24 protein-coding genes are annotated in these 23,564 nt (G+C 38.4%); all 24 read right to left on the bottom strand.

All coding sequences use genetic code 11. The annotated features are described in order from the left end of the window. Positions 1–65: 65 nt before the first annotated feature. Positions 66–1,895 (bottom strand): VirB4 family type IV secretion system protein, encoded by a 1,830-nt coding sequence (locus tag CTER_RS09755; protein ID WP_004625320.1) that lies wholly within the window; start codon positions 1,893–1,895, stop codon positions 66–68. Continuing rightward, positions 1,879–2,100, bottom strand: coding sequence for a hypothetical protein (locus tag CTER_RS09760; protein WP_040760751.1), 222 nt, complete (start codon positions 2,098–2,100; stop codon positions 1,879–1,881). Before CTER_RS09760 ends, CTER_RS09755 begins: the two co-directional genes overlap by 17 nt. 3 nt (positions 2,101–2,103) lie before the next feature. Next, on the bottom strand, positions 2,104–2,844 hold the full coding sequence (locus tag CTER_RS09765) for a hypothetical protein (RefSeq protein WP_004625227.1): 741 nt from the start codon (positions 2,842–2,844) through the stop codon (positions 2,104–2,106). Positions 2,845–2,866: 22 nt separating this feature from the next. Beyond that, positions 2,867–3,571 carry a hypothetical protein gene (locus CTER_RS09770; protein WP_004625269.1) on the bottom strand — a complete coding sequence of 235 codons (705 nt, stop codon included), beginning with the start codon at positions 3,569–3,571 and terminating at the stop codon, positions 2,867–2,869. 84 nt (positions 3,572–3,655) lie between these two features. Beyond that, entirely contained in the window at positions 3,656–4,123 is a 468-nt protein-coding gene (locus CTER_RS09775; protein ID WP_004625348.1) for a single stranded DNA-binding domain-containing protein, read from the bottom strand. Positions 4,124–4,343: 220 nt separating this feature from the next. Further along, positions 4,344–8,540 carry a hypothetical protein gene (locus CTER_RS09780; protein ID WP_004625229.1) on the bottom strand — a complete coding sequence of 1,399 codons (4,197 nt, stop codon included), beginning with the start codon at positions 8,538–8,540 and terminating at the stop codon, positions 4,344–4,346. A 14-nt stretch (positions 8,541–8,554) separates the two neighbouring features. Further along, positions 8,555–10,915, bottom strand: a complete 2,361-nt coding sequence (locus CTER_RS09785) for a hypothetical protein (protein ID WP_004625379.1) — start codon at positions 10,913–10,915, stop codon at positions 8,555–8,557. Positions 10,916–10,927: 12 nt separating this feature from the next. After that, entirely contained in the window at positions 10,928–12,211 is a 1,284-nt protein-coding gene (locus tag CTER_RS09790; protein WP_004625253.1) for an S-layer homology domain-containing protein, read from the bottom strand. Between the two features lie 167 nt (positions 12,212–12,378). Then, complete coding sequence (locus CTER_RS29270) at positions 12,379–12,486, bottom strand: putative holin-like toxin (RefSeq protein WP_423219200.1); 108 nt, start codon at positions 12,484–12,486, stop codon at positions 12,379–12,381. Positions 12,487–12,687: 201 nt separating this feature from the next. Continuing rightward, positions 12,688–13,179 (bottom strand): hypothetical protein, encoded by a 492-nt coding sequence (locus CTER_RS09795; RefSeq protein WP_004625377.1) that lies wholly within the window; start codon positions 13,177–13,179, stop codon positions 12,688–12,690. Continuing rightward, a complete protein-coding gene (locus tag CTER_RS09800; RefSeq protein WP_004625259.1) occupies positions 13,176–13,592 on the bottom strand; it encodes a hypothetical protein in 417 nt (138 codons plus the stop codon). The genes CTER_RS09795 and CTER_RS09800 overlap by 4 nt, the downstream gene beginning before the upstream one ends. Before the next feature lie 83 nt (positions 13,593–13,675). After that, entirely contained in the window at positions 13,676–13,831 is a 156-nt protein-coding gene (locus CTER_RS28270) for a hypothetical protein (protein ID WP_004625272.1), read from the bottom strand. A gap of 13 nt (positions 13,832–13,844) precedes the next feature. Next, on the bottom strand, positions 13,845–14,006 hold the full coding sequence (locus tag CTER_RS28275; protein ID WP_004625363.1) for a hypothetical protein: 162 nt from the start codon (positions 14,004–14,006) through the stop codon (positions 13,845–13,847). Positions 14,007–14,176: 170 nt separating this feature from the next. Continuing rightward, positions 14,177–15,064: a hypothetical protein gene (locus CTER_RS09805; protein WP_004625373.1), complete on the bottom strand. Its 888-nt coding sequence runs from the start codon at positions 15,062–15,064 to the stop codon at positions 14,177–14,179. 10 nt (positions 15,065–15,074) lie between these two features. Beyond that, the gene (locus CTER_RS09810) at positions 15,075–16,049 is read right to left on the bottom strand and encodes a hypothetical protein (protein ID WP_004625294.1); all 975 of its coding nucleotides are present in this window, start codon (positions 16,047–16,049) and stop codon (positions 15,075–15,077) included. 32 nt (positions 16,050–16,081) lie between these two features. Next, positions 16,082–17,533, bottom strand: a complete 1,452-nt coding sequence (locus tag CTER_RS09815; RefSeq protein ID WP_004625367.1) for a hypothetical protein — start codon at positions 17,531–17,533, stop codon at positions 16,082–16,084. After that, positions 17,523–18,710: a CpaE/TadZ family protein gene (locus tag CTER_RS09820; protein WP_004625337.1), complete on the bottom strand. Its 1,188-nt coding sequence runs from the start codon at positions 18,708–18,710 to the stop codon at positions 17,523–17,525. Before CTER_RS09820 ends, CTER_RS09815 begins: the two co-directional genes overlap by 11 nt. A gap of 15 nt (positions 18,711–18,725) precedes the next feature. Continuing rightward, the gene (locus CTER_RS09825) at positions 18,726–19,406 is read right to left on the bottom strand and encodes an SAF domain-containing protein (protein ID WP_004625247.1); all 681 of its coding nucleotides are present in this window, start codon (positions 19,404–19,406) and stop codon (positions 18,726–18,728) included. Continuing rightward, on the bottom strand, positions 19,403–20,590 hold the full coding sequence (locus CTER_RS09830) for a hypothetical protein (RefSeq protein WP_004625343.1): 1,188 nt from the start codon (positions 20,588–20,590) through the stop codon (positions 19,403–19,405). The genes CTER_RS09825 and CTER_RS09830 overlap by 4 nt, the downstream gene beginning before the upstream one ends. Further along, positions 20,587–20,928, bottom strand: a complete 342-nt coding sequence (locus tag CTER_RS09835; protein ID WP_004625261.1) for a hypothetical protein — start codon at positions 20,926–20,928, stop codon at positions 20,587–20,589. The genes CTER_RS09830 and CTER_RS09835 overlap by 4 nt, the downstream gene beginning before the upstream one ends. Beyond that, positions 20,925–21,149 carry a hypothetical protein gene (locus CTER_RS09840; RefSeq protein ID WP_004625265.1) on the bottom strand — a complete coding sequence of 75 codons (225 nt, stop codon included), beginning with the start codon at positions 21,147–21,149 and terminating at the stop codon, positions 20,925–20,927. The genes CTER_RS09835 and CTER_RS09840 overlap by 4 nt, the downstream gene beginning before the upstream one ends. Positions 21,150–21,161: 12 nt before the next feature. After that, on the bottom strand, positions 21,162–22,043 hold the full coding sequence (locus CTER_RS09845; RefSeq protein ID WP_004625258.1) for a conjugal transfer protein TrbL family protein: 882 nt from the start codon (positions 22,041–22,043) through the stop codon (positions 21,162–21,164). Positions 22,044–22,075: 32 nt separating this feature from the next. Then, positions 22,076–22,474, bottom strand: a complete 399-nt coding sequence (locus CTER_RS09850; protein WP_004625302.1) for a hypothetical protein — start codon at positions 22,472–22,474, stop codon at positions 22,076–22,078. Continuing rightward, on the bottom strand, positions 22,446–23,423 hold the full coding sequence (locus CTER_RS09855) for a topoisomerase C-terminal repeat-containing protein (protein ID WP_004625245.1): 978 nt from the start codon (positions 23,421–23,423) through the stop codon (positions 22,446–22,448). The genes CTER_RS09850 and CTER_RS09855 overlap by 29 nt, the downstream gene beginning before the upstream one ends. Positions 23,424–23,564 lie beyond the last annotated feature (141 nt).

The following is a 23,564-nucleotide window of genomic DNA, read 5'->3' on the forward strand; positions in this document are numbered from 1 at the left end:
TATTCCACCTCATTATAATTTTACAATATTTTATTCCTATTTGGAATATTGCCAAAAATATAAAGCTATTTTCCACCGGCTTTACCGAAGTATTTCATTTTATATTCGGATAATTCAAAATCTACCTGCAGACGTTTCGAGCCAATCAAGACAAGCCCTATTTTTCTTCTTTTAGCTGCAAGTATTTCTTCCTCAGCCTCTGTCAGCTTATATAAGTCTTTTGTTTCCTGCAGGTTTTTGCCGTCAGTCCCCATCAGGATTTTTATACAAGGTATATCCAGCAAAGCCTGTCCATACATTTTTACCGAAGGATCCAGAAAGTCAACGACTGAATGTGATATTATCGCTATTGCAGCTTCATACTTTCTATCTCTCTTGACACAGTTTCTTAAAAAGATTAGTGATTGCGGTACCCTGTGATCGATCATTAAATAGGATTCATCACATATTAACAGAACTCTTTCTTCTCTGTTTTTTGTCATCTGGTCCCAGCACCATTGAAGCACTTCATAATATTGAGTACTTTTTATATTGTCGGAAGTATCCTGAAGATCATGAGTATCCATGCATACGCACCTTGATTGAGCATTTATAGTTGTATGTCCATTCCACAAAAACTGGTCTGAACCATAAAACAGGTCGTGGAGCAGCAAAAGTATTTCGTTATATAGTTTTTTAACATCAGGATCTATTTCCTTATTTTTTCTTTCTTCAATAACCTCTGCCAAATTCGTGAATATGGGATAATCCTCGTTTTTTAAGATACTTATATCCGTATCCCAAAAAATATTAAACTTGTTGTATAACTCAGTAAGACACATCTTTAAGAGTGCTATATGCATCTCAGTAAGTGAAGATTTATAAAGTTTGAAGAATATCTCAAGGGACTTCATATGTAATGCCAAAGCCCCCATACCATTCCCCTCATCACGATACAGCGTTTCTCCATCTTCGTCTTCTTCATCCAAAGGAACCAGCCTGATCTGCAAAGGGTTTAATCTTCCTTTTACACCTCCACCGCAATTAAGCCAGTCACCATGCAGATTCCGGGTAAGCTCTTTATATTCGCGTTCCGGGTCTATCATGATTATCTTTGTCCCGCGCATGTACTCGCAAATAATTATATCTTTTATTTTTGTGCTCTTTCCTACTCCTGCAACTCCCATAATCACCATATTTGAATTTGTCCTGTCGCCGCCGCGCATCCAGGGGTCTATAACTACCAACCCACCGGATGTGTCTTTCCCGAAATAATATCCCCTGCCATCGTTCAAGCCTGTTGAAGCAAAGGGGAAACCTCCAATAAAGCTTGAAAGGGGTAATATTCTTTGAGTAATCTGTTCAATTTTCTCTTGAGGAGAATAGAAGGGTGAAATTTGTTTAAAGGCTTCTTTCTGCAGACTCGATAAAACTCTGCCCTTACACTTTGCAACAGCAATTGCACTTTCTACTTTTTGGCATACCTTTTTTAAGGCTTTTTCATCACGGGTCAGAGGGGCAATAAGCAGGCTCATGGCACCTATTTTTTCGCCTTGCTGGTCAACCTGGATCATCATTTTCTCAGCATCATCAGCTGCACGTTTTGCTCTTGAAGCCACCAGGGCGTCTTTTGCACTTTGCTCCTCACCGCGTTTTTGTCTTATTGTATTAGATAAGCTCTCAAGGAAAGCTGAATCATCAACCGGTGTAAATGTAATACTTGCAACAGTAGACGGTATATTGGTGAGTTTTGAGAGCCAGCCGTAATCTGCAGACTGAGGGTACTTTACAATACCGTAAACTTTCCCCATATTCTCACCAACTATAATTGAGTTTTGTTTATATTCCATTCCTATAGGAGTTATACTGTTAAGTAATGCGCCGTTTACAGGTATTTCTTCATGTTTCTTCGCCATTTTTTAATCCCCTTTTCCTAGCTTCTTTAAGTTTAGCTGTAAAGCACATTCCTGCTCCTGAAACTCCCATTTTTACTATATTGGAGTTCTCTGCATACCCATTACATTTTGACCAAGGATCAATAAAAACCGGTTTATTTAGATTAGCTATACCGACAAAGTAACCCTTATCCTTATCTAAATTCACGGCAGGTTTATCTATCATAAATTACTCCTCTCTTCCTGCTGCAATCAGGCTTTCAATTATTGGCATTGCTGCCCGGATGTTCGTACTTTCAATGTGAACATAGGCGGGATTGGTAATAAGATTTGACAGCCGGACTATATCATCTTCCTTAAGTATTTCACCGTTGATACTTACTGCAGTAAAATATCCCAGAATACTAAAGGCCCTTTTTTGCAGATCATTTTCAGAGCCTTCGGAATATTTCTCCCAGATTTTGATATAGAATTGTCTTTCAACAACTTCTCCGGACAGAGCATAGTTACTCATGGCCTGCATTTCATTCTTCAGGATCTCTTTCTGTATTGGATCATTGGATTCAGATAGTAGTTCACTATACTCCTTAATCAATGGAGAAATATCTACCGGTCTGCTCAGTGCCATAAACCCGAATTTGAATGGTTCAGCCGATATCTCGGCAGTAAGCTGCCTGGTGAGTGTTCTTTTTTCTCTCCTGGAAAGCAGATCTGGAGAGATGGGATAAATTCTTACGTAAGTAAAGACCAAGCCGTCCCTTGTATAAAGGTATTTATCTGTAATGTCTTTTACATTAACAAACTCCTGGGCTGTTATCTCTGGAAGAGTTTTATTTTTATTTGGTTTTGTATGTTTCGACTTTTCCGGCACCGGTGCAGAAGTTTTTGCATTGTTCTTATTTATGAATGCCAGAGCTATTGCACCACCAACTACGGCCACCAATGGAAATATTATTGCTAAAATATTCATATATACTTTTCACCTCGTTTTGTTAGCTATGATAATTTTCTTTTTTTACATAGGAGAAATCGAGAACATAATATGCACTTGGTTCTCTCGGGGACCAATCATCATCTTCTTCATCTTCCTCCGGAGATAGCTGGACTGAATCAGCCTCTATTTCTTCTTTCAAGTCTCCATCTGTAACAATGTCTGTTTCCGGATCTTCTTCCGTGTTTTTATCCAATGCCGGATTTTCATCATGATCATTTAAATTGTTTTCCTTATCATCCGATTCATCCTCAGCTTCAAGATTTTCTTTTTCAGTATCCTGATCAGGTTCCTGACTTTCGTCTCTTTGTAAAAGCTCCGGATTTAATATATTTTCAGCCACAATATCAGAACAATTAATTATCCTGGTAATTAAAGCTGTCAAAATACTATTAATAGCCTTATATATCTTTGAATCGATTATTTTGACTACAGTAAAAGTGCATATACCATAGGTTTTATTTTTAATTCTGATATTGTCCAGTTTTTCAATTCCTACCAGGTGGATTTTTTCACTCTTACCAAAATTCTGGGCTATATATGTTGCATTTTTATCCCATGCGGATATATTAACCGGCACATTGTTTTTAACCCTCCCTGCCGTATTTACAAATACGCAATTATCCAGGACAACTCTTTTCTTTCCTTCTATTATGACCTTCTTTGCCACCGGTTCCATTGCCAACCTTCCTGAAATGATCAGCATACTTTTATCCCCCTCTCTCTTCGACCTGAAATATTTAGGGCGGTAGAATAAGTTTTTCTACCGCCCTGGCTTCATTCAAATACTTTAAATTTCTTCTTCCTCCGGTTCAGGATAATATGAATTATCTGCATCTCTGTTCATATCGCTATTCTGATTGTCCTGGTTTTCGTTTTGAGTTTCCTGAGCTCGTTCGGTATAACTGTTTTCCAACCGTGATAAAGTGTTGCCCAGGAATTTGACCGTATTTATGTACATATCCCAGTCAAGAACTTTTCTTACTGTGAAAACACACTCAGTAAATTTTTTGTCTCCAACCTTTCTATCATGTGGTGTTTCCTGGGCTACCAGCTGGATACTATCCCCTTTCTGAAAGTTTTCCTGAATAAATCTTGCGTTCTCTCCCCATGCAGTAATATTCATTGGAACATCCTGTCCCAGCTCCTTATTGTTTACGAAAACACAGTTATTCAGCACTGCATAAGGCCTGCCTTTGTCAGATACCCCCTCTCTTACTTCACAATCCCGTGCCAATCTGCCTGACATAATAATCATTGATACACACATCCTTTCCTTTTATTTAAATGACCTTGGCCATTTATTCAAAATACGTTACTGAAAAAGAAAAAAACAGCTTTAAGGGCTGTTTATAACTTACACATATTGACAAAATAGTATTGTTTTTGATATTCTTTTTCTGAGGAGTTTTTTGATGAAAAAGAGATCAGTTGTACCTCGGGAGGGTCCTGGACTGATCTCTTTTTCCTTTATGTATTTAGAATGACATTTTTACTCTGAAATAATCGTCATCAATAATATTTGTTACGACTGTGTCTGTTTTCATGGTACCGTTACTATACGTAACAGTAAAAAGGAAAGTTGCTTGTTTTCCCCGCCACCTGGTTCCCTTCATATCCTCATTCCACATATCACCGGTAAAAGTATTTGAGCTTTGCTTAGTAAGCAAGACAGGACTATAGTTTCTCTCAACGATTTTAACACTTACATTTGATGCCGTTATGCTGCTTTCAGGTGATATTTTGGTGGTGGTTGCACTAAGTATATACTTTTCACCGGTAAAGAATGTTTCATTCCCAAATATGGGCTTTCCAATGCTCTGCAAATGCTTGTTATAGTTTATCCAATTCATTTTCCAAATAGGTGTATGATCTACAACACCATTTATGCCCAGCGGGTACGCTGTAAAGCTTAATGAGGCGCTGCCCGATTCCCCGTCCGGATCTATAACAGTTACTCTGTATTGGTAGTTTCCGGCCGGTATTTTAGTTATGGAATAAGTTTGAGTGGAACCTGAAGCACAAGCGGTTTTTGTAAATACAGTTTTCCATGATCCCGAATCCTTCTTTTCCTCCAAAACAAGATCCATGTTATCATTATCAGGATCAGTCGGCTTCATATAAAGTACAAGATCATCACCTTCGTAAACATAAGACAAAGATTTTGTAATAGTGACCTCCGGAGGTTCATTTGAATTTACCGGTACCGTCGTGAAATCCTGATAATAATAGTTACTCCAGGCCCCTTCGATGTCCCTTGCTTTTAAGCGCATATTATATGTTTTGTTTACAGGAACATTTGTGGGCAATCCTGATAACCAGGTACTGTCAGTACTAAGTTTGTACTCAAATGAGCTTTGTGCAATACCTTTGTCAGATCTGCTTATTTGATGATCCAGATCATAGGACGTATTGTTTGCTCTGAGAGTGCAGAGCTTAGTGGTTTCATTGTATCTCGAACTCACTGTAAATAAGGCTATAGGTCTGCGGTGTACAATAATTGTGGCTGGCGCCGAAACATTTGACCAAAGCCGGTAGTTGTCAAACCTGTTGTCATCTTTCGGGTTATCCCTGAATTGTGCAACTACTGTATATTTTCCAACTTTGCTGAAGGTGTACAACGGTTCGGTGATCCACTTGCCTGAGTTACTGTCCATCCCATTTGAGTTATCAAAGTAGGTCGGGTCATGGGTATACTGCCATTTATCTGAATATTTCGGGTCGTGCTCAAAATCGCTGTAAATCTGGTTATAGCGGACACTTTCTTCATTTACCAATAGCGTAAGTGTTGTACTGCCTTGCTTTGTAAATGTGTCATACTTCCTTACAATAAGGGTTCTGACCGTGTTTTCATCCTTGCAGAATGCGCTGTCCATAACAGAGTTATATATCAATTCTCTTAAGGAATACTGCTGCCTGTTAACGGGGATATATGGATATTGTAATTTCAAGTCCCTAACTTCGGCCGGAGAAACAACGTAAATATTGAATCTGTTAGCATTTAGATAATTTAAAACCGTGCTGTCCAAATTATCCAACAGCAAATAATCCGACGGAGCATGAAAGTAAGTATCTTTTTTGACATTATCGGAAATATATATAAAGTACCTCTCTGACCCATCCCTTAACTGAGTGTTGAATATTTTCGACTTTGAGAATGCTTTTACAGGCTTAGTGGTAATATCAAAAGCTGAATCTACCTTACCACAATTGACAGTAGTGTATTTGTATTTGTATAATCCATAAGCATCCATTCCCAAATAATCGCAATTAACATAACAAATATTGCCCTGCTTGTTCACATATGCAAAATGGTCGCCTATTTGCAAATAATCGGCAGCAGTATCACCAACTGAAGCATCAAAGACTGTGGGTACTCCTCCTCCATTGTTTGCATAATATCTTGCAGCATCATAAGTGGTTGTAATATCAGTCTTAAATATATTTTCGTAGTTAAGACGGCCTATATAACCAATTTCACCGCTGAGAGTTCTTACTACAAGTCCTCCGGTAGCACCACTATTATCCTGTATAAACAATATTTTATCAGCTGCAGGCACATTATAAGTGCTCCAACCTCCGGAAGTATTACTATATATTTTACCGTCAGTTGCCACTAAATAAGTAACACCATATGTTGATTTACCCATAATAGCCTGTTTTATAGGTATATTTATAGATACCTGTCCTTGCAGATTATACACCTTATTATCAGTACAAAGTATAACAGCTTGTCTTGCCGCATCCCTGGCCGTTGATAAATCCTTTATAGGATAAGGCAATTTTCCGCTATGATAAAGTGGTCTTTGCGGACTACCATTTGACCAATACGTATAATCTATGTTTCCGTCGTTAGATATATAATAAAGACTACTACCGCCAACACCAAGTATATACTGGGTATTGGCCGGAGCATAAGGGTCTTTTGCTACTGGAACCATTGAGTTATCCCAGTTCAGCACACGCTTGTATACACCTGTATCCGTTACCATGTACATTACCCAAAATTCATTAACATCAAAAGCAAGTGATCTTACACCGGTCCAGTAAGTGTTTGTAAATTCCTGATACTGTATTGGCATGTCATATCCAAGACGTGAATTGAATGTCACTCCATTGGCACCGCAAACCCACAATGCCCCATCATTTTTTATTATGTAAATGGAATAGCCACTGCTACTATTGTAGAAATATGCATCTTTTACATCTGTAGCTATTTTAATAAAGCTACTGTAGGTTTTAGTTGTTGTACTCTGTCCAAACAGACCATATACTTCATTTCCCTGGTAGTTCCCTCCTATAAGATTGCTGCCCCGCGCCCATAACTCCCCATTACCACAAAGTAAGAGTGTGGCATCGGTATTATATTGAGAATAACTCTTATAATCACCCTTTGTCACATATTTTTTCCAGGTGTCTACATCTTCAAGAAAATCCATATTAACAACATTTGTTTTGAAATCTACATCAGAGCTTATATTATCCTTAATGCTGTTAACAAAGCTGTTTGTACTTGATATATCTTTATCAGTAGCCACTATCATGTCCACCTTGTCAGAAGGCCTTTTGACATTTTCCTTTATTTTGTTTACAAGACCGGTTACGTTTTTCTGTCCTATGCTTCTGCCGTCAAAGCTGGATTCAATCAAATCTCTCAAAGATATATTTTGAGCTGCACCGTTAAATGTCACCGGATACTGTGGATTTGTAGTTAAATTAGTGTTCTCCAAGGTATCCGAGCAGATGGAATATACCCTTGCTTCACTATCCTTAACAAACTTTCCAAGATTACTGTCGTTCCGGAGCTGGCCCAATCTGTAGTTTGATGCCAGGTGCGAAGTGTAATAGTTTGTATCCTCGTTGTTAAGAGCAAAAATTACAAATGTGTCTGTATTGCTGGGAACTTCATAATTTAAATTTGATAAATCCCAGCCGGTTACGGAATTTGTTACCGTTGTATCCTGAGAGCCTTGAATTGACCAGGCTGTGTCATATGTAAAAGTAGGTTCAGAAAAAGATATACTGAGTTCCTGGACAGCACCATTCGGATAGTAGTATGCGTACTGTGTAGTAATCGCAAATTTACCGGCACATATACCGGACGCATTCATAAGTGTCCATTCATAGTAATCCCTGTTCCCCATTTGGTTTGCAGTATCTGTTTTCAGAGCTGACTTTATATATCTGTTGGGAACACCATAAGGTTGGGTTGGAGTTTGTCCTTCTGGCAGTTCGATAGTAGTTGAATATACGAAATTATCTGTAACCTGTGTATTGTTAAAATCCTGCCTGCTAGTTTGTCCGTAGGGGTTTACAGACCAGGTATAACCTGTTTTTTTGTAAGTAGCATAACCGTTTATACCCCAGTAGTTTATTGTAATACTGCCCTGCTGGGTCCCTATTGTTTTGTCAGGCGGACTTGCATACTCAATGTTGATTTTTGCATAGTTGGCAAGTTCGCTTCTCATACTAGTTAATGCGTTTTTTAAGTTGGCGTTCTCTGCGCCGGCATAATCCGTCAATACAAGTAATTTGACTTCACGACTCTTTTCAACCGTGAAGTTTGCTACAGGAGCAGTATTTTTCATCTCCTGAATATTAAAAGCCAAAGCTGAGCTTTGGCTTATTAGTGTTATTATTAAAATCGATATAAGTAAATAATTAAATTTTTTCATAGGTGCTCCTCCGTTTACCACCCTTGCACATAACTGCTTTTATAATCACTCTGCAATAGAAGTTCCTTAACGGTTTCTGAATCGGGAATATCCTCGTATACCTGTAACGCTTCGGTAAATTTTCCAACCTCATATGACCAGATTTCTGCTGTAGAATCGTATTCACTGTCAACCACCAACCTGATACCGCTTGTAAATGGATCGGTACCTGTGTATGGATATATGGTTGTTTCATCTGCAAATGCTGCTGCCACTCCGGAGCCCTGGGCGAGATCATTGTCACTGTCATACCTGGCAGACCATATCCTTTTACCTATGGGATCACCATCGGGTGAGGTTGAAGTGCAAATAACAGGGATAACACCATATTTTTGCAGGGTTTTATCAATAGGATTTTCAAATTCACGTATATTGCTTTCTGATCCGCTGAAATCTGCTACAGGTGCCAAATCCTCAACTACAGTAATAGTCCTGTCAACAGTATTTGAATAATGGACAGCACTGTTAAATACATAAGTATTAGTCATAGACACAGTTATTTTATATTGACCGCTGTCCCTGGCCTGAAATTGTATGGTTTTTTGGCCTTTTAAAACAGAAATAAAGGCGAGTCCTGTATTCTCCCAGGCTCCGCCTTTATATAAGTAAGCAATACTATTAACATTTTTATATACCGTACCATTTTCCAGCCTTACTCCGTAATCACCGGTAGCTCCGGTGCCATTTACAGGCTGTATGCTCCATGTAGTCAGGCTCCAATCAATAGGAAACCTTGTCGCTGATTTACTTTTAGAGGTATCCAGTGTTATTTTTCTGTTTTCCTTAATTTTATCCGCCAGGACATCAATATTTACTTCTGGCTTAGGCTCTATTATTTCAATGATGCTTTGGTCATAGCCGGAACAATTACCATCGTCAATAACCTCCAGGCTAATAGGGTATGTTCCAACTTTGGGATACCACACCGTCCCTTTATCAGTATCTTGTTCAGCGTTATTCAGATCATTTGCCCACGGATTATCATTGTCAGTTCCATATGTTCCTGGTACTTCCCATACGTATCTTTCTATGTATCCATCAGTGTCATATGACCGGCTGCCGTCAATTAATACATCATCACCTGCATAGGCCACGGCCGGATTATTAATAATTGCTATAGGATCATAGTTTATTTTTGGTGGTGGTTTTACCGGCGGAACTGTGTTGTCAACTTTATACCAGAAATATACATAGGCATTTTTATTCGTTGATGATAATGTCACTGTCTGTGAAGTTGCAGTTTCCATTTTTGACTTGTCCGGGACAGAAGTTGAGAACGTCTGATATGAACCCTGCACCTTGTATGCTGTTACAGGGGTGTATGTAACTGTTTTAGCTTTTCCGTATTCAACGCCAGGTATTTCATATGTTGCTTCTGAAATCTCTTTATTTGTATCTATATCAAGCCCCTTTACGTAGATGGTTCCCGAATTCGGTGGAGGATCTATTACATAAACTGTATGTACTTTTGATTTATGTGTATCTCCTCCTGTTGCAGCGTTACGGCCTAATAAATAAAAAGTATGTGGCCCTAATTCATCAAGCTTTACCGTTGTTTCAAACCACATTTTATCATTATAATCATCAGAGGGATTGCCCTGCTCTTCAAGAAATTTATCATCTACAAACCCTCCGATATGATGTACACCTGTTCCCCATCCTTTGAATGGCACAACTGTTCCACGCAAGACTGTTGAACCGTTAACCGGCAGAGTAATTTCCACATTTGGATCTGGCGCTGGAACAGATTCTGGTGGTATTGGTACAGTTAACTCAAAATAGTTATCTTTGGTGTTGCTCTTAAAGGTGTCAGTAAATTCAGAAAAATTAGAATCTATATCTCCCTTATTGTATGCGTAAGTATTTGTAGCTACCATTTTCCCATTTGAAATAGTATATTTGCGAATTATTGCATTTGCAGTAACAGTGCATCCTTGTTTTACTATTTTATCGAAGGTGGCCTTATCACTTACAGCATCACGTATGCTTTTAAAGCCTTTAATACCTGATGTCAAGCCTATATAATCCGGTGATAAAGCGAATTTAAAATCCTTACTTCCACTCGTAAATTTTACTTCTGTTAACTCCAATGAAACTGAAATTGACCCTTTAGAATTACTAAACTCAAACTGCCATCCAACACAGAAAGCTTGTAATGGTGATGTAGATGGCACGGGGTTAACTGTCATTGTTAAAGCATTGTGCCCCGCGCCATCACTATTTAACTTCAATACTGTGCTTCCACTAGTTCCAGCAAATACTGGTGTAAATGTATTAAATAATATTAATATAATTATTGCCATAGTTGAAAATGTTTTAGTATGTATATTATTCATATGTTTCACTCCTTACTCACATAAACGAACAGCAGAAATAGCATCCATCCCAGTAAATTTTAATCCGGTTTCCTCGGGATAAAAAGTTATTCTATAATCCTGCTCATACCATGTATTAAGTACAATTTGTTTCCCTGTTGATCCCACAATTTCAGATTTTAATACATCATCACTTGTAGGACTTAAATATCTATATTTTATTGTTCCCCTTAATGCAAAATCACCATCATCTTCAATTATTATAAGTCCAGTACTTGTTTGAAACTTTCCTTCAGACACAAATTTATTATTCTTTACATATTCTATATTTCTTTTCATGTAATTGATAATGAATACCTGATCTGCAATTGATTTAAAACCCTTCTCCAATACATCTAATTTTCTATAGTCGGCATTGTACCAAAGATTCATTATATCATTACCAACCCTTACAACTTCATTAGCAAGTTCATCCTCAGTCATTCCATATTTCGCACCCCAATTCTTCATGAAGGTGGTTTCTTCTTTCAGATATTTGTTGCTCTCATATACAGAACCTTTTTTCAAGTAATCCTTGTTGTTTAAAAGTGATGGAGATATACCTTTTACACTTTCCTGCCAGGCAGCATATTTTTCAGCTTCTTCTTTTTTTGCTTTTTCTTCTTCTATTCTCTTGTTAAGGTAAGCCATTTTATCCAAGTTGTAATCATAAGCATTTACAATTATTGTGGCAGTCTCTGCCCTGGTTATTTTTGTTCCTGGATAGAAATAACGCTTATCTTTATCCAGTGATCCCTGCATAAGATAGTTTGAATATGCTGCTGTCGAATACCCTTTATTGTCTTTAACATCAGTATATGGTGTTTCCATCTTTTCATCAGCCGAAATATTCAAAGCTCTGCACATCATTTCAACAGCCTCTAACCTTGTAATTGCATAATTAGGATAAAACTTTTGATCTGCAGGTATATCAATAATTCCGTTTGCCAATGCAGCTGTTATATATCCGGATGCCCAGCTCTCCCGGGAATCAATAAATGGATTTCCCTGCATCTGCTTATATCCTTTGACATTACACAGGAAAGTGACGAATTCTGCCCTGGTTACGGAATTATTTGGTCTGTATGTGCCATCTTCATACCCACCTGTAATTTTTAAATCAGCCAGCTTTGTAACATATGTGAAGTACCAGGACGTTGATTTAACATCCTTAAAGGTTGTCTTTATATCTTGTGATGCATTTACCTGTATTTCCGGAAATATTAAGATAGATAATGCTAATAATAGTACTATTACTTTTTTGATTAAGTTTCTCATATTAAATTCTCCTTTGACTCATGTAAAATTTGATTTGACATATGTTTACTTTTGAAATGAATTTGGTATAATATTATTAAGGAGATTGAATGTCCACATAAGTGGCAGTCAACTCTACATCATGACAAGATTTTTAATCTAATCACTCTGTGGGTCAGACAGGGTGATTATTTTTTTCGCTCAATAAGCTTGATTATAGTAATAATCAAGGAGAGAAAAGATATGAGAAACATTGAGAACATTATCATTAAAGATATTGTTTCGAAAGTATTCATACCTGCCACCTCCCTTCTCTTTTGTAAAAGAGATGCAGAGATGACTACCACCCTTTACATTCAATCCCCTTAAAATTGGCATTGAATAATATTTATTTCTTACCTATATTTTACCATAAAAAGCCTCTGAAATCAAGCATTTTCAGGCATTACAGGAATTATTTGTATTTATTTTCAGTATCCCTGCTTTTACTTTTAGCATTAATAACCCACGATTTCATGTGCTGCACTTCGCACATTTTGTGTTTCGTCAATGACTCCTTTAATTGTATATCTTGCCTTGCCGGCATTAATTGTAACCAATACCGAGGGCCTGTTTACTGTAAATTTATAACCGGTATCTGGATCAGTAAAGTAATATGGATAGGTAGTATTGGAATCATCATAAAAGTATACGTTGTATGATATTTGATCCCGCCAGTAGCTTTCTGCAACCGGTATAAGACTGTCGTTGGTCTTCAGCATTGACTTTATTATAGCCTCTATTGCCTTATGCCCTTCAGCCTGATTAAATACAATCCTCCCTTCACTTTCTTCCCAGGGGTCAATAAACATTGCAGCAGCTACAGATGCTTCTTCTGTCGTTGTCCTGAGTTGCATGTAATACATATGATTCAGGTTGTAATCATGGCAAAAAAGCCATACAAACAGTGAAAATATAAAGGCTGCTAAACCAAATAAAAATGCTTTCATGGTGCCGGCACCTCACTTAAAACAAAACTGGATCGTACCGCCGTTGCCTTGTTATCACTGTCTGATATTCCCCAAAAGGCAGGTACTGCAACGATTTTTCTTATTGGAATCCGGACATCGTAGTTTATTGTCTCTCTATCATCAAATACATAGGTTCTATATTTTCTGGTAGTTGTTACGTTAATATATATATCGCTCTCAGATAAATCCGGAAACTCATTTATCAAATCCTGCTTTAATCTATCTATTGTCTCTTGTTTGAAGTATCCGTCAAGTCTGGCGGTTTGAGCCGCTTCATATACTACGTCCGAGAACTTTTGCAGCCGACGTTCGTTTGATATTTCGAGAACGGATTGCAGCGGAAATACAATCAGTAATAGTATGATTGCCAGACCGGCCAAGAAATTTTTCATTCCCCTCACTCTCCCATTAACATTAATAAGGGGCAGTAAATCTGCTTACTACCCCTTACTATGTATCTCATTATGGTTTTATTTCATGGTTTTATTTCATGCATCTGCTGAACGGTATTTTTCATTACGTTTCCCGTTTCTGATTTTAAAGAAACCGATTCACCCGGTCCGCCCAGAATTAATACAAACAGCATGGTACCCAGCATAATACCCGCTATGGTTACAAGAAAGTCCTTCATACACACTCACCCCTTATGGCTTAACCTTGGTGGTCATTTCAGTTGTTACATTGTCAAAAATGGTTTTCGACTTACCGGCCAGGCTTGAACTGTCATTACCACCTGTTCCCCAAACAACTACGAACAAAAATACTCCTAATAACAGTCCTGCAAGTAATACTAAAAAATCTTTCATGATAAAAATCTCCTCTCAAATTTAAATATTATTATGTTTGTTCTGCTACTTTAATAAGAAATATAATGAAACTCCGGCTGCTCCGACTACAAAACCAACTATAAACTTTATGGTTAAGATTAAAGTCTTGCTTTCTTTCATGCGTCCACCTCCTCCCGGTAATTGAAGTGTTAAAATAACAATTGCTTGAGAACATCGAAGCCATCTATTCCTACAACAACTGCAAGGAAATTTAAACAGATAGAAAATCCTGCAGCCAAAGCTAACCCAAATACAAAATTTCCTTGTGCTTCCCTTGATACTTTTACCGCGGTTTTTCTGTCTTCTTCCACCTGGTTCTGAAACAGTTCGATTTGTGAGATAAATTTATCCGGCGGTATATAGTCCAATTTAGCCAGGAGGCTGGCCAGGGACTTAGCGGCTTCCGTTCCTATGGAATTTGAAAAGTACTCCTGGCCTTCCTTTTGCCTGCCTTCACACCAAAACCACAGCAATCTTTGGAAATGAGGTTTTGTAGCCTTGGTAAACTTGGTTATTTCACGAATGATATACTCTGCGGATAGCGTTTTATTTGATATGGAAATGGCAATGTTTTTTAACTGACTGAGGCATCTGTATATTTCAACATTGCTTTTTTCCTTTTTTCTTTTGCTGATTCTTTCAATCACAATATAAAATGGACTTTTAACTCCCAGTAATTTCTGGCAGGGCATTGTTGCAATGAATGCAAGAATCCAGAGGATCACCAGGAGATTGACATTTATACCCCTGCTTAATCTTTCGTAGCCCATATAAGCAAGCCACGATAAGAATATTGGATACCTGATCAGCTGATATAAAAAAGCAGGCATTTTAATTCCTGCCTGCTTCAATAAATAATCAGCGTTTGTATTTGTAAACTCTTTTCTAAACCATTCAGCATATTTTGTTAAGCTCCTCCTGGTTACATCTATTGAAAATTTAAGTCCGGCCTCATACCTGAAGGATTTTTTATACAAAACAGCTCCAATTATAAAAATCATAAGTATTACTACCAAAGGAAAAATCTTTAAAATCATTTCTATCCTCCTACAAGTCATATTTTGGTTTCCTTATGGCAAAAAGGACTGTAAAGCTTAATGCCATAAGCAGGAAGGTTATAATCCCCATTCGCAAACCTACAGGGTTCATGAATTGGTATTCAAAGAATTTTCTAAGAGAAAAACCAAAGGTTTTTACAGCAACATAAATAGATCCCAAGTACAGTGGGATAAGCAGTACTCTTATCATTGCAAATGCTTCACTATTGTATCTTTTACTCCCTTCGATTTGCTCCTTGCTATCCTTGAGCTTTTTATGGATATCCTCAAGGCCGCTGCTGACATTTAATCCCCTTTGTACGGCTATTTTGATGTTAAGCCCTAATAAAACGGCCCATTCAGTGTTGTAAGCGTACACAAACTGCATAATTGCATTCTCAAGTTCTTCATCTGATTGATAGGATTTAAGAGCAATGGATAATCTGTATAGGTTTCTCATTGAATAACTTCCCGTGTCACTTCTGACAGCACTTTTTTCAATGGCTTTCTTCATGTTAAAATAATGCTGTTTATAATCGTTGGTGATACTGGTAACGAGAAAAACACCGTCATAGGAACTGTTTATTTGTGCCGACCAAAGTTTTATCCTTAACAGCCAGTATGGGAAGGTCGCTATGAAGGCAGCCAGCCCCAGGCTGAATATTATTGAATAAAGTTTTAGCAGGGACAGGAAACTGAAAATAAAAACAGCAGCGCTGCCTATGACAAATATATGTGCCCCGGACTTTGGTATGTTCCGGGTTAAGGCTGTTGATAATACCTTGTAAATATGCTTCATGAAAATGCTTTGCTTTGGATTCTTTTTTGCACTGATGGTCTTTACAAGCTTTCTATACTGGTGTTCTTCCATTACCATGTTTTTTATGGAATTACCGAATACATACCATACTCCTGTTCCCATCAGTGCCAGGCAGCCGAATTGTGCTATAAACCTTATTATCGAACCAAGTAAACTCAGTTTCATTTTTTAATTCACCACCTCTCTTTAATACACTTTTAATGCAGCTTAATGGTTTTTACTTTTTCCACGGGCATAGGATACTTTTCAGCAAGAGCTTTCAATGTATCCTTGTAAACCTCAAAAGCCTTTTCATTTTCAAATTCACCGATTTCCTTAACCCTGTCTCCCACACTGCAGCTAAAGCACCAGCTGTCAGTCTCCTTCTGGTATTCGCAAATTCTATGATAACTAATCTCATTAGTCGTACTGTCAAACCGGATTTCTGTAATTGATTTCAGCCTTTTTTGTGATCTGTCATTGGGCAGCTGAACCATTTCAAACAAAAAGTTAAAGCTATTTGCAACTCTGGCCATGTGGTAGTCTATATTTCCACCAAACACACCCTGGATTTTATTTGCCAGGTCATAACAGAAATCTTCTGGTATTTGCAGGTGCGAAGTTATTTTTAACCGGTTGGTTCCCTTGTTTCCTGCTTCGGATGCAATATATGCCGTGTAACCATCTCTGACCTCCTGTACAACCAGGTAATCAGCATCGGACTTTAATATTTCGGAAGCCAATTTAAATAGTTCTTCTCCAGAGGCAACCAGGGAAGCAATCGGAGCTTTGGGCATAACTTCATGAATCCGTATTTCCGGATCAGTCTGTATTAATACACCTTCAAGTTCCGGATCTTCATATAGCTGCCAGGTTAATAATATTGTAGATTTCCCCGTACGGGGTGCTCCTATAAATGCAACTCTTTCCCCGCATTTTGCAAGAGCTTCAAGTGCCGGTATCAATTTATAGGGTATTGTGCCGCGCCTGGCCTGCTCGTCAAAAGTCAAAACCTTCAATATATATTTTCTGAAAACCATGGTTGACTGACCTTCTACTACCCTTTTGCCGGTATAAACAGTTACACGTTCGCCTGATTCCATATACAACTCAGAATAATCCTCATCGGGCCTTTTGGTTTCATCCCTTAACATCAAAGCCTGTCTCAGCTGCTCAAACCGTTTTTCACTTATTCGCTGCTCCTTTAAAACTTGTTTCCCGTTGATAAAATAAAATATCCTGTTACCAATTATCTTGGCCGAAGAGCTGTCAGGGATATCCATCCATTCTGCAATACCGGCTATTCCCCAATTTTCATGAAAAACACCATCAACCAGATTTTTATACCAGGCTGGATATTGCTCGTTTTCAAGTTTATTGGCCTTCAGATACTCCCGAATTTTATCCTTCAGGTAATTTACCTCTGTTGCCTTTCCTAAAATAGCATTTTTGTGTCTTTCCAACAGCCGTTCTGTATTGTTCTGGTTCTGCTCTTTCAGCCAGCCCTCATCAATATGGTTTTTTATTCTGGAACATAACAAAAGGAACTTTGAATTATTATCCAAAGCTCCGTAACCGGCAGTCTTTTTTCTTTTTCTGCGGGAACTGTTCAGCAGTTCTTCAAGGTCAAACTCCTTCATTTTACTGTAATCGACAGCTTCACTGTTCATGCCGGCCTCCTATCCCGAAAAACCCCTTTACCTTTTTCTTTTTTGTAAGCTTGTATTCCATCAGCAGGGCAATCAGGCCGGTCAGTTTGTCCAGTTGCTTATCATAATATTTGTTTGAGCCCCTCAGAGTCTTTTTCCTGGATTGGAGTTCATAAGTTGAGATCGGTACAAGGGGCAGCGCACCTGCAAATATCATGTCGTAACTTTTGACAAAATTAGTTGTACTTACCTCGCCATTGAATTTATTTACTATAAGCATTATGTTTTCGGGATGATCTACTTTTAGATCAACTTCATTTCTTTTAACTGTAATGCCATACTCATCCAAAACCTGCTGTCTGATAATAAAATGGGCATTTGCACTGGCATCTTCCTGGGTTGTCACCAGGTACCTGTTCGGTGTGGAGTTGAGCGCACCAAAATACAGGTTGTTATGGGGATACCAGCCCGCATCAACTATTACAACATTAAACATTGCCGCTGCCATATTGATAACGTACTCAATATGATCTGTTCCGTAATATTTGAAGTCAATCAGTGTTCTGCCAGGAGGAAGTATATACAGATTTTTTAAATCCCTGTTTTGTACCATGGCTTCCTTTAATTCATCCTGGGACAGGATTTTATTGAAAACCTTTGATCTGATGCTATCCAAGCCCTTACTCTCGTAGAAGTCAACATACGGAAACGACACATGTCCGGATAGATTTAATACCGCAACATTTCCTTCACTTTGATCGGCCAGGTTTTCAGCCAGGGCTAATGAGGTTATTGTTGTCCCCACCTTGGAATCGGCGCCGAACAGAACCGCAACATTGTTTATCTTTCTCTCCTGCAGGTTGATTAGATCACAAAACTTCATAAGTATTTGCGTGTCTGTCAGCTTCGGGGGCAAAACATTTATGTTATGTGATTTTAAAAGAGCAGCCAGGGAATTGTATCCCGATTGGCTGCTCATGTTGGAGCTCAATAAATATATGATCCTGTCGGCCTTCAATCCGTTATCAACTATTTCTATCAGCCGATTTATTCCATAAAGTCTGTCAGAAACAATCAGATTGCCGTATTCCGTCTTCTCATCAATGCCCGATGCAATATTGACTTCATCAAAAAGCGTATAGCTTAAAAATGTATTGTAAAGGTCAATATCATTTGTAATAAGTGTTACAATATTCATCCTTTTCCCCTTTCCCTATCTATATACAACAATCAGCTTTTTGCCGTTCAACACACTGCTTTCAAGTATTTGAGTATCACTCCGTGTACATATAATTTCTATTGCGGATACCTGGGAGGATCCGTCAAGTCGCTCCTTACCATTTGTATCTGTTACTTCTCTGTTGGTACTGTCCTTTACAAAGACAACAGTTGTGTTAAATATCGACTCTGTTTTTCCCTTTACCAACTTTATATCCTGATCCTCAGAGTTGTCCAGTTTGCCATCTATATTCCCGTCAATCTCATAGATGCTTATTTTATCACCGCGCCGGATTGATGATGGGATGGAGTAAACCCAGGTTGGCGGCAGTTTAAAAACAAACTCATTCTCCTTCAGCACCACACTGTTTCCCGAGAAGGTTTGTGTTACTATCTGCCCATTTGCCGGTATAAATTGTTCCGCTATCCTGCCGTTCAGTTGGTCTATATTTTCAGGCTTTATCGCACCGGTGACAGCTGAACTCATATTTATTCTTTCGGGTTTAAAATAATTATTTGCATTGTCTATAACTGTTCCTCTCGGTATATCCTTCTGGGCAACCAGCAGCGTAACAGATTCCAACTGCACCTGTCCATGCGTCAGCCAAAAATATGTAGCAGCCAATGCCAGAAACATTATAGCTATTCCTGCTATCCCTTTGATTTTTTGTTTCATCTGTTCATAGCCCCCTGTATCTTTGGAAGTAAACTGAAAATGCCGTGCTGTTTTTTCTGCTTGGGAATTGCTATGTCCGGGAATAGAATTTCAGCCAGGCCGCTTAAATCTGTTTCTCTATGGAAGCATTTGATTCTTCCGAGAATCTTTTCAGCTTTTGCCGAATCCTCATCGGTTAAAAAGCATAGTTCCTCATGAGCTTTTCCGCATAAGCCTTCAAAGGCAGCATTACCAGGTAGAAAGAAATTAAGCTTCTCCAACTGCCAGGGAGCTGTAAAAGCCATACCTATTTTTACATCAGCTTTTATAAACTCTTTTAGAAGTATGCGGTTAACAGCTGTCTCATCATCATCATTTATGGTCCCGTTAGTTCTAATTTTGAACAGGCAGCCGTAATCCGTAACAATGATATTAAATCCGGATCTGTATAGTTCATACAAAGCATCTCCAAGTTCTTCCGATTTTTTTAAAATCCTGTATTCACAGTTCGAAAGTGCTTTAGCATATCGAATGGATGAAGATCCGTCAACCTCAATTACCGCCACCTTACCGTATTTTGAAAGATGTTCGGCAAGCTTTAATGCCATGGTTGTACTTCCGGCTCCAGGAGAAACAGAAAAGGTTGCTATTTTAAGCAACCCTTTCACAACTTTAGGTACATCTATTATGACTTCCTTTTCAACTATTACCGGCTTTTCTATTATCTTTTCAACTACCTTTTGCTTGACTTGCTGTTTATCCCGGACTGATTTGTTTTCACTTTCGGCCTTCAGCTTTTTTGCTTCCTCGATGGACCTCAGCCGTTCATGCTCCTCTGTGAGAACATCAACAAGTCTGTTAATGGGTATTTCCCCTTTGTCATTGATGTATATAACACTTTTAAGACTAACCGCACTAAAAGCCCAGGCTTCAAACTCTTCGTCTCTGTCCTTTTCCCGGCAGAACCAGATAAGTAAAACATTTGGCAGCAGCGCTCTGATGTTGTACAGCAGTTTTTTATGCTGATCCTTTTGCCTGGCGGCTCCATCTATCAACACAGCTTCAATATCCGTATAGTTGATCACATTGCTTACATTCTTTAATATATTCTCCATATCATAGGCTATCTGAATATCAAACTTGCTTAAAAAGGTATTCATACCGTTCCGGATTTCATTATTTTCCAGCAATCCTGCTATTTTCATTGATCCCACCTCCATTCATCCAATGCCTTGTAATAATATTTTTTCTGTGAGCGCATGTAATTGTACAGATTGACAATCATATCAAGAACCGACAAATTGGTTACATCCTTCTGCACACACATAACGCTTGTAAAGATACCTAATAGCAATGCGATTATAAATACCGGCAGATTGTTGAAGATAATCAGTGCAAAAAATATATCCAGAACAGCAATAGCGGCCGTTCCTATTACTGCCTGGATAAGTTCATGTTTACCAAACCCTGAATATATCTCTTTTTGTGTTTTAAGTCCTGTCGGTATGTATAAGGTGTCAATACTGTTTTCTTCTGATGTCATATACTCCTACCTCCGTTATAGTAATACTCTGCAAGCTGCTTTATGGTTTCTGCCAGCGCCGCTATTATTGCAAACTTTACAGCATTCTTAGCCCGTTTCTTATACATAGCCGAATCATCCTCACTGTAGTTTGACACTATAAGGCAATATATAGCCCTGACAGTGCAGCCGGTTATACAAGCTGGCCCCAACCATATTGATATTCCTTGAATTATTTCCATTGATGTACACCTCTACTTTTTAACAACCCCTTTTGCCATCTGGAACATTCTTGATACCTGGTATATAGTAGCTGAATTTATACCGCTGCTGCTGGGTACCATAAACTCCTGCAGGAATTTAGGAGTAGAAAGGGCTGCGGTCACTACCGCTATTCCTATAATCGCATGCCCTGCAAGAATTACACTCAATGCAAGCTGCGCCAGTCCAACCTGGACTACTATTGTTGCCGCACACTGATATAGTTTTTGCATCATAGCTTTGTACATGGCATGGTCGGAATCCAACAAACCCACGCAACCGATTGGTATAGCAAGTCTGAGAACAAACATTTCCACACCCCTTTTTACAAATTGGAGATATAGAACCAAAAGTAAAATCAGGGCTACAAGCAAACCAATTATATAGAAAAGTCCTGATCCCATTACTGTTACAACATCAAATACCGAATCTACAGTACATGCATTTTTAACCTTATCCGAAAAAGCTTGAGTTATATCCGCCAAATATCCGTACAAAACCGGGAATGACATAGCCATTGCCAGAGCCTTAAAAAAATTGGTAGTTAAAAGCAGCGGATCAGCATCCGGATCGCCGTCAGTCCAGAGAACATAAGTTTCAAAACCCTTCTTGAAGAATTTAAGTATTATCATTGAAACCGCCATTCCCAAACAAACTTTTTGCAGTACAGACATGGCTGTAGACATTATGTTTACAGCTTTATTTACCAGGTCAGCATTGGGAGACATGGCTGAGACAGTGTCACTCTCAAATATAACTGATATTGAATTTTCTATATATAGCGAAAGTAAAGCAAGATCGTTAAACATCCTTCCAAGCCATGCTGCACTATCATTTATTACAGGTGCACAAAGCAATTCAAGTAACTTATCCAACAAATCACACCCTTTCTATTTGAGCTTAACGTTTACTTGATTTCTGTATTTACAGTTACTCCGTAGTAGGATGCAATCAGTACTATTGCTGTTGATACTAAAACTGCACCAAGGGTTGAAATAATGGTAACTTTAATTCTGTCATTCCATTTTTTCTGATCCATCTCATCAGCTGCCTGCCTTCTAATGAAGAAATATACGCCTAAAACACCGCCTGAAATCGGGGCCAGTATCAGCAGCCAGGTACCAATGTCTTTAAAAAGGTTTTTCGTTCCAGTTGCAAATACACTATCACCAAAACCACCTGCAAAAGCAGGATTACTGTTTAAAGCTATTGTATATATCACTATCATTGCAATCATGCATAATCTAAAAACTTGTTCTCCAACTGTTCTTGTATTTCTATAAATTTTCTTCCCCAATTTTTTCATTGAGTTTACTCCCTTCTCCAATTGAATTTTCATTAATGTTAATATTTAATGTAGTGGATTTAACCATAGAAAACCAGGTGTCTAAGGCTTTTTCAAGTGCTATCGGTACTTCATAAATAAGGTACTCATCATCGTCCACTTCAAGCAGCTGCGCCGTGTGGAAGGAAGCCTTAAACTGCCGGTATACGGCAGGGTTATGAGGTAAAAAAACTCTGATATTCTCGTCCAGATGTTGGTTTTCAGTAATTTTCTCAAGCCATGGGAAGATACCGAAAGGAAACTTCCGGGATACATTACCGCCTTCATTTTTACGTCTCCTCTTTGGTGTATAAACAGCTTCAAATGCCCTGAATACTCCAAGCTTCTCCCAAGCAAAATTTACAAAGTACTGAGTCTCCTTATCCCTGGGCTTTGTCTCACGAAGTATGTAATTTGAGAACTCCTCTGAATTGACCTGGATACGCATTGTTTTTTCCATGTAATCCGGAATATAGAACTTAGCGTAATCAGCAGCCACTATAATCCCCATGCACTCAGCCTCCCTGGTTGAGCATAACCCAAAATTAATTTTTTGAAAAAACCTGGGCATGTCTATACTTTCGATAGTTAAATCAACTATGCCCGGCTGGCCAGACTCAACTCTGACTCTAATCTCCTTTCTGTCCAGAGCCATATACTTTGTTGATTCGTCTCCATCTTCATCCCCATTATCATAGGCGAACTCTGTTCTTGTTCCATTAACGACAAGTCTGGCTTTAAAGGGCTTGTTCTTTTTGGATTTAAAAATAAGTTCTTCTGTCTGGCCATGCTCCATGAGCTGTTTTAAATGTGCCGGTGAAAGTAACTTTCCTGATGTCACTTTCCAAACCGTCATTCCGCATGAGCAGTACCACTTTTTATCATCTCCTTTCATCGGTTTCTTGCAGTTAATACACAGAATTACATCCAAATACTTCACTCTCCGTTCTTTTTGAATTTTGGGTATAAAAATAGCTCTTATTCCTGGAGGAATAAGAGCTAAAGTTGACATTAGTAATTTAATTTAAAGTATTTGTAAATGAAAACAAGCATTTTTTCATATCCAAATTTA

Origin of the sequence: Ruminiclostridium cellobioparum subsp. termitidis CT1112 (assembly GCF_000350485.1) — a bacterium.
GTDB classification, from domain to species: Bacteria; Bacillota; Clostridia; order Acetivibrionales; family DSM-1351; genus Ruminiclostridium; species Ruminiclostridium termitidis.

What these genes read in the sequence shown, in the direction of transcription:
- CTER_RS09760 (WP_040760751.1), bottom strand. Translation starts at nt 2,100, where the DNA reads ATGATAGATAAACCTGCCGTGAATTTAGATAAGGATAAGGGTTACTTT.
- CTER_RS09795 (WP_004625377.1), bottom strand. Translation starts at nt 13,179, where the DNA reads ATGAAAGCATTTTTATTTGGTTTAGCAGCCTTTATATTTTCACTGTTT.
- CTER_RS09825 (WP_004625247.1), bottom strand. Translation starts at nt 19,406, where the DNA reads ATGAAACAAAAAATCAAAGGGATAGCAGGAATAGCTATAATGTTTCTG.
- CTER_RS09780 (WP_004625229.1), bottom strand. Translation starts at nt 8,540, where the DNA reads ATGAAAAAATTTAATTATTTACTTATATCGATTTTAATAATAACACTA.
- CTER_RS09775 (WP_004625348.1), bottom strand. Translation starts at nt 4,123, where the DNA reads ATGATTATTATGTCAGGCAGATTGGCACGGGATTGTGAAGTAAGAGAG.
- CTER_RS09830 (WP_004625343.1), bottom strand. Translation starts at nt 20,590, where the DNA reads ATGAAAATAGCAGGATTGCTGGAAAATAATGAAATCCGGAACGGTATG.
- CTER_RS09820 (WP_004625337.1), bottom strand. Translation starts at nt 18,710, where the DNA reads ATGAATATTGTAACACTTATTACAAATGATATTGACCTTTACAATACA.
- CTER_RS28275 (WP_004625363.1), bottom strand. Translation starts at nt 14,006, where the DNA reads ATGAAAGATTTTTTAGTATTACTTGCAGGACTGTTATTAGGAGTATTT.
- CTER_RS09755 (WP_004625320.1), bottom strand. Translation starts at nt 1,895, where the DNA reads ATGGCGAAGAAACATGAAGAAATACCTGTAAACGGCGCATTACTTAAC.
- CTER_RS29270 (WP_423219200.1), bottom strand. Translation starts at nt 12,486, where the DNA reads ATGAATACTTTCGAAACAATATCTTTAATGATAATGTTCTCAATGTTT.
- CTER_RS09765 (WP_004625227.1), bottom strand. Translation starts at nt 2,844, where the DNA reads ATGAATATTTTAGCAATAATATTTCCATTGGTGGCCGTAGTTGGTGGT.
- CTER_RS09850 (WP_004625302.1), bottom strand. Translation starts at nt 22,474, where the DNA reads ATGAAAAAATTGGGGAAGAAAATTTATAGAAATACAAGAACAGTTGGA.
- CTER_RS09770 (WP_004625269.1), bottom strand. Translation starts at nt 3,571, where the DNA reads ATGCTGATCATTTCAGGAAGGTTGGCAATGGAACCGGTGGCAAAGAAG.
- CTER_RS09785 (WP_004625379.1), bottom strand. Translation starts at nt 10,915, where the DNA reads ATGAATAATATACATACTAAAACATTTTCAACTATGGCAATAATTATA.
- CTER_RS09810 (WP_004625294.1), bottom strand. Translation starts at nt 16,049, where the DNA reads ATGAAACTGAGTTTACTTGGTTCGATAATAAGGTTTATAGCACAATTC.
- CTER_RS09815 (WP_004625367.1), bottom strand. Translation starts at nt 17,533, where the DNA reads ATGAACAGTGAAGCTGTCGATTACAGTAAAATGAAGGAGTTTGACCTT.
- CTER_RS09840 (WP_004625265.1), bottom strand. Translation starts at nt 21,149, where the DNA reads ATGGAAATAATTCAAGGAATATCAATATGGTTGGGGCCAGCTTGTATA.
- CTER_RS09800 (WP_004625259.1), bottom strand. Translation starts at nt 13,592, where the DNA reads ATGAAAAATTTCTTGGCCGGTCTGGCAATCATACTATTACTGATTGTA.
- CTER_RS09790 (WP_004625253.1), bottom strand. Translation starts at nt 12,211, where the DNA reads ATGAGAAACTTAATCAAAAAAGTAATAGTACTATTATTAGCATTATCT.
- CTER_RS09805 (WP_004625373.1), bottom strand. Translation starts at nt 15,064, where the DNA reads ATGATTTTAAAGATTTTTCCTTTGGTAGTAATACTTATGATTTTTATA.
- CTER_RS09835 (WP_004625261.1), bottom strand. Translation starts at nt 20,928, where the DNA reads ATGACATCAGAAGAAAACAGTATTGACACCTTATACATACCGACAGGA.
- CTER_RS28270 (WP_004625272.1), bottom strand. Translation starts at nt 13,831, where the DNA reads ATGAAGGACTTTCTTGTAACCATAGCGGGTATTATGCTGGGTACCATG.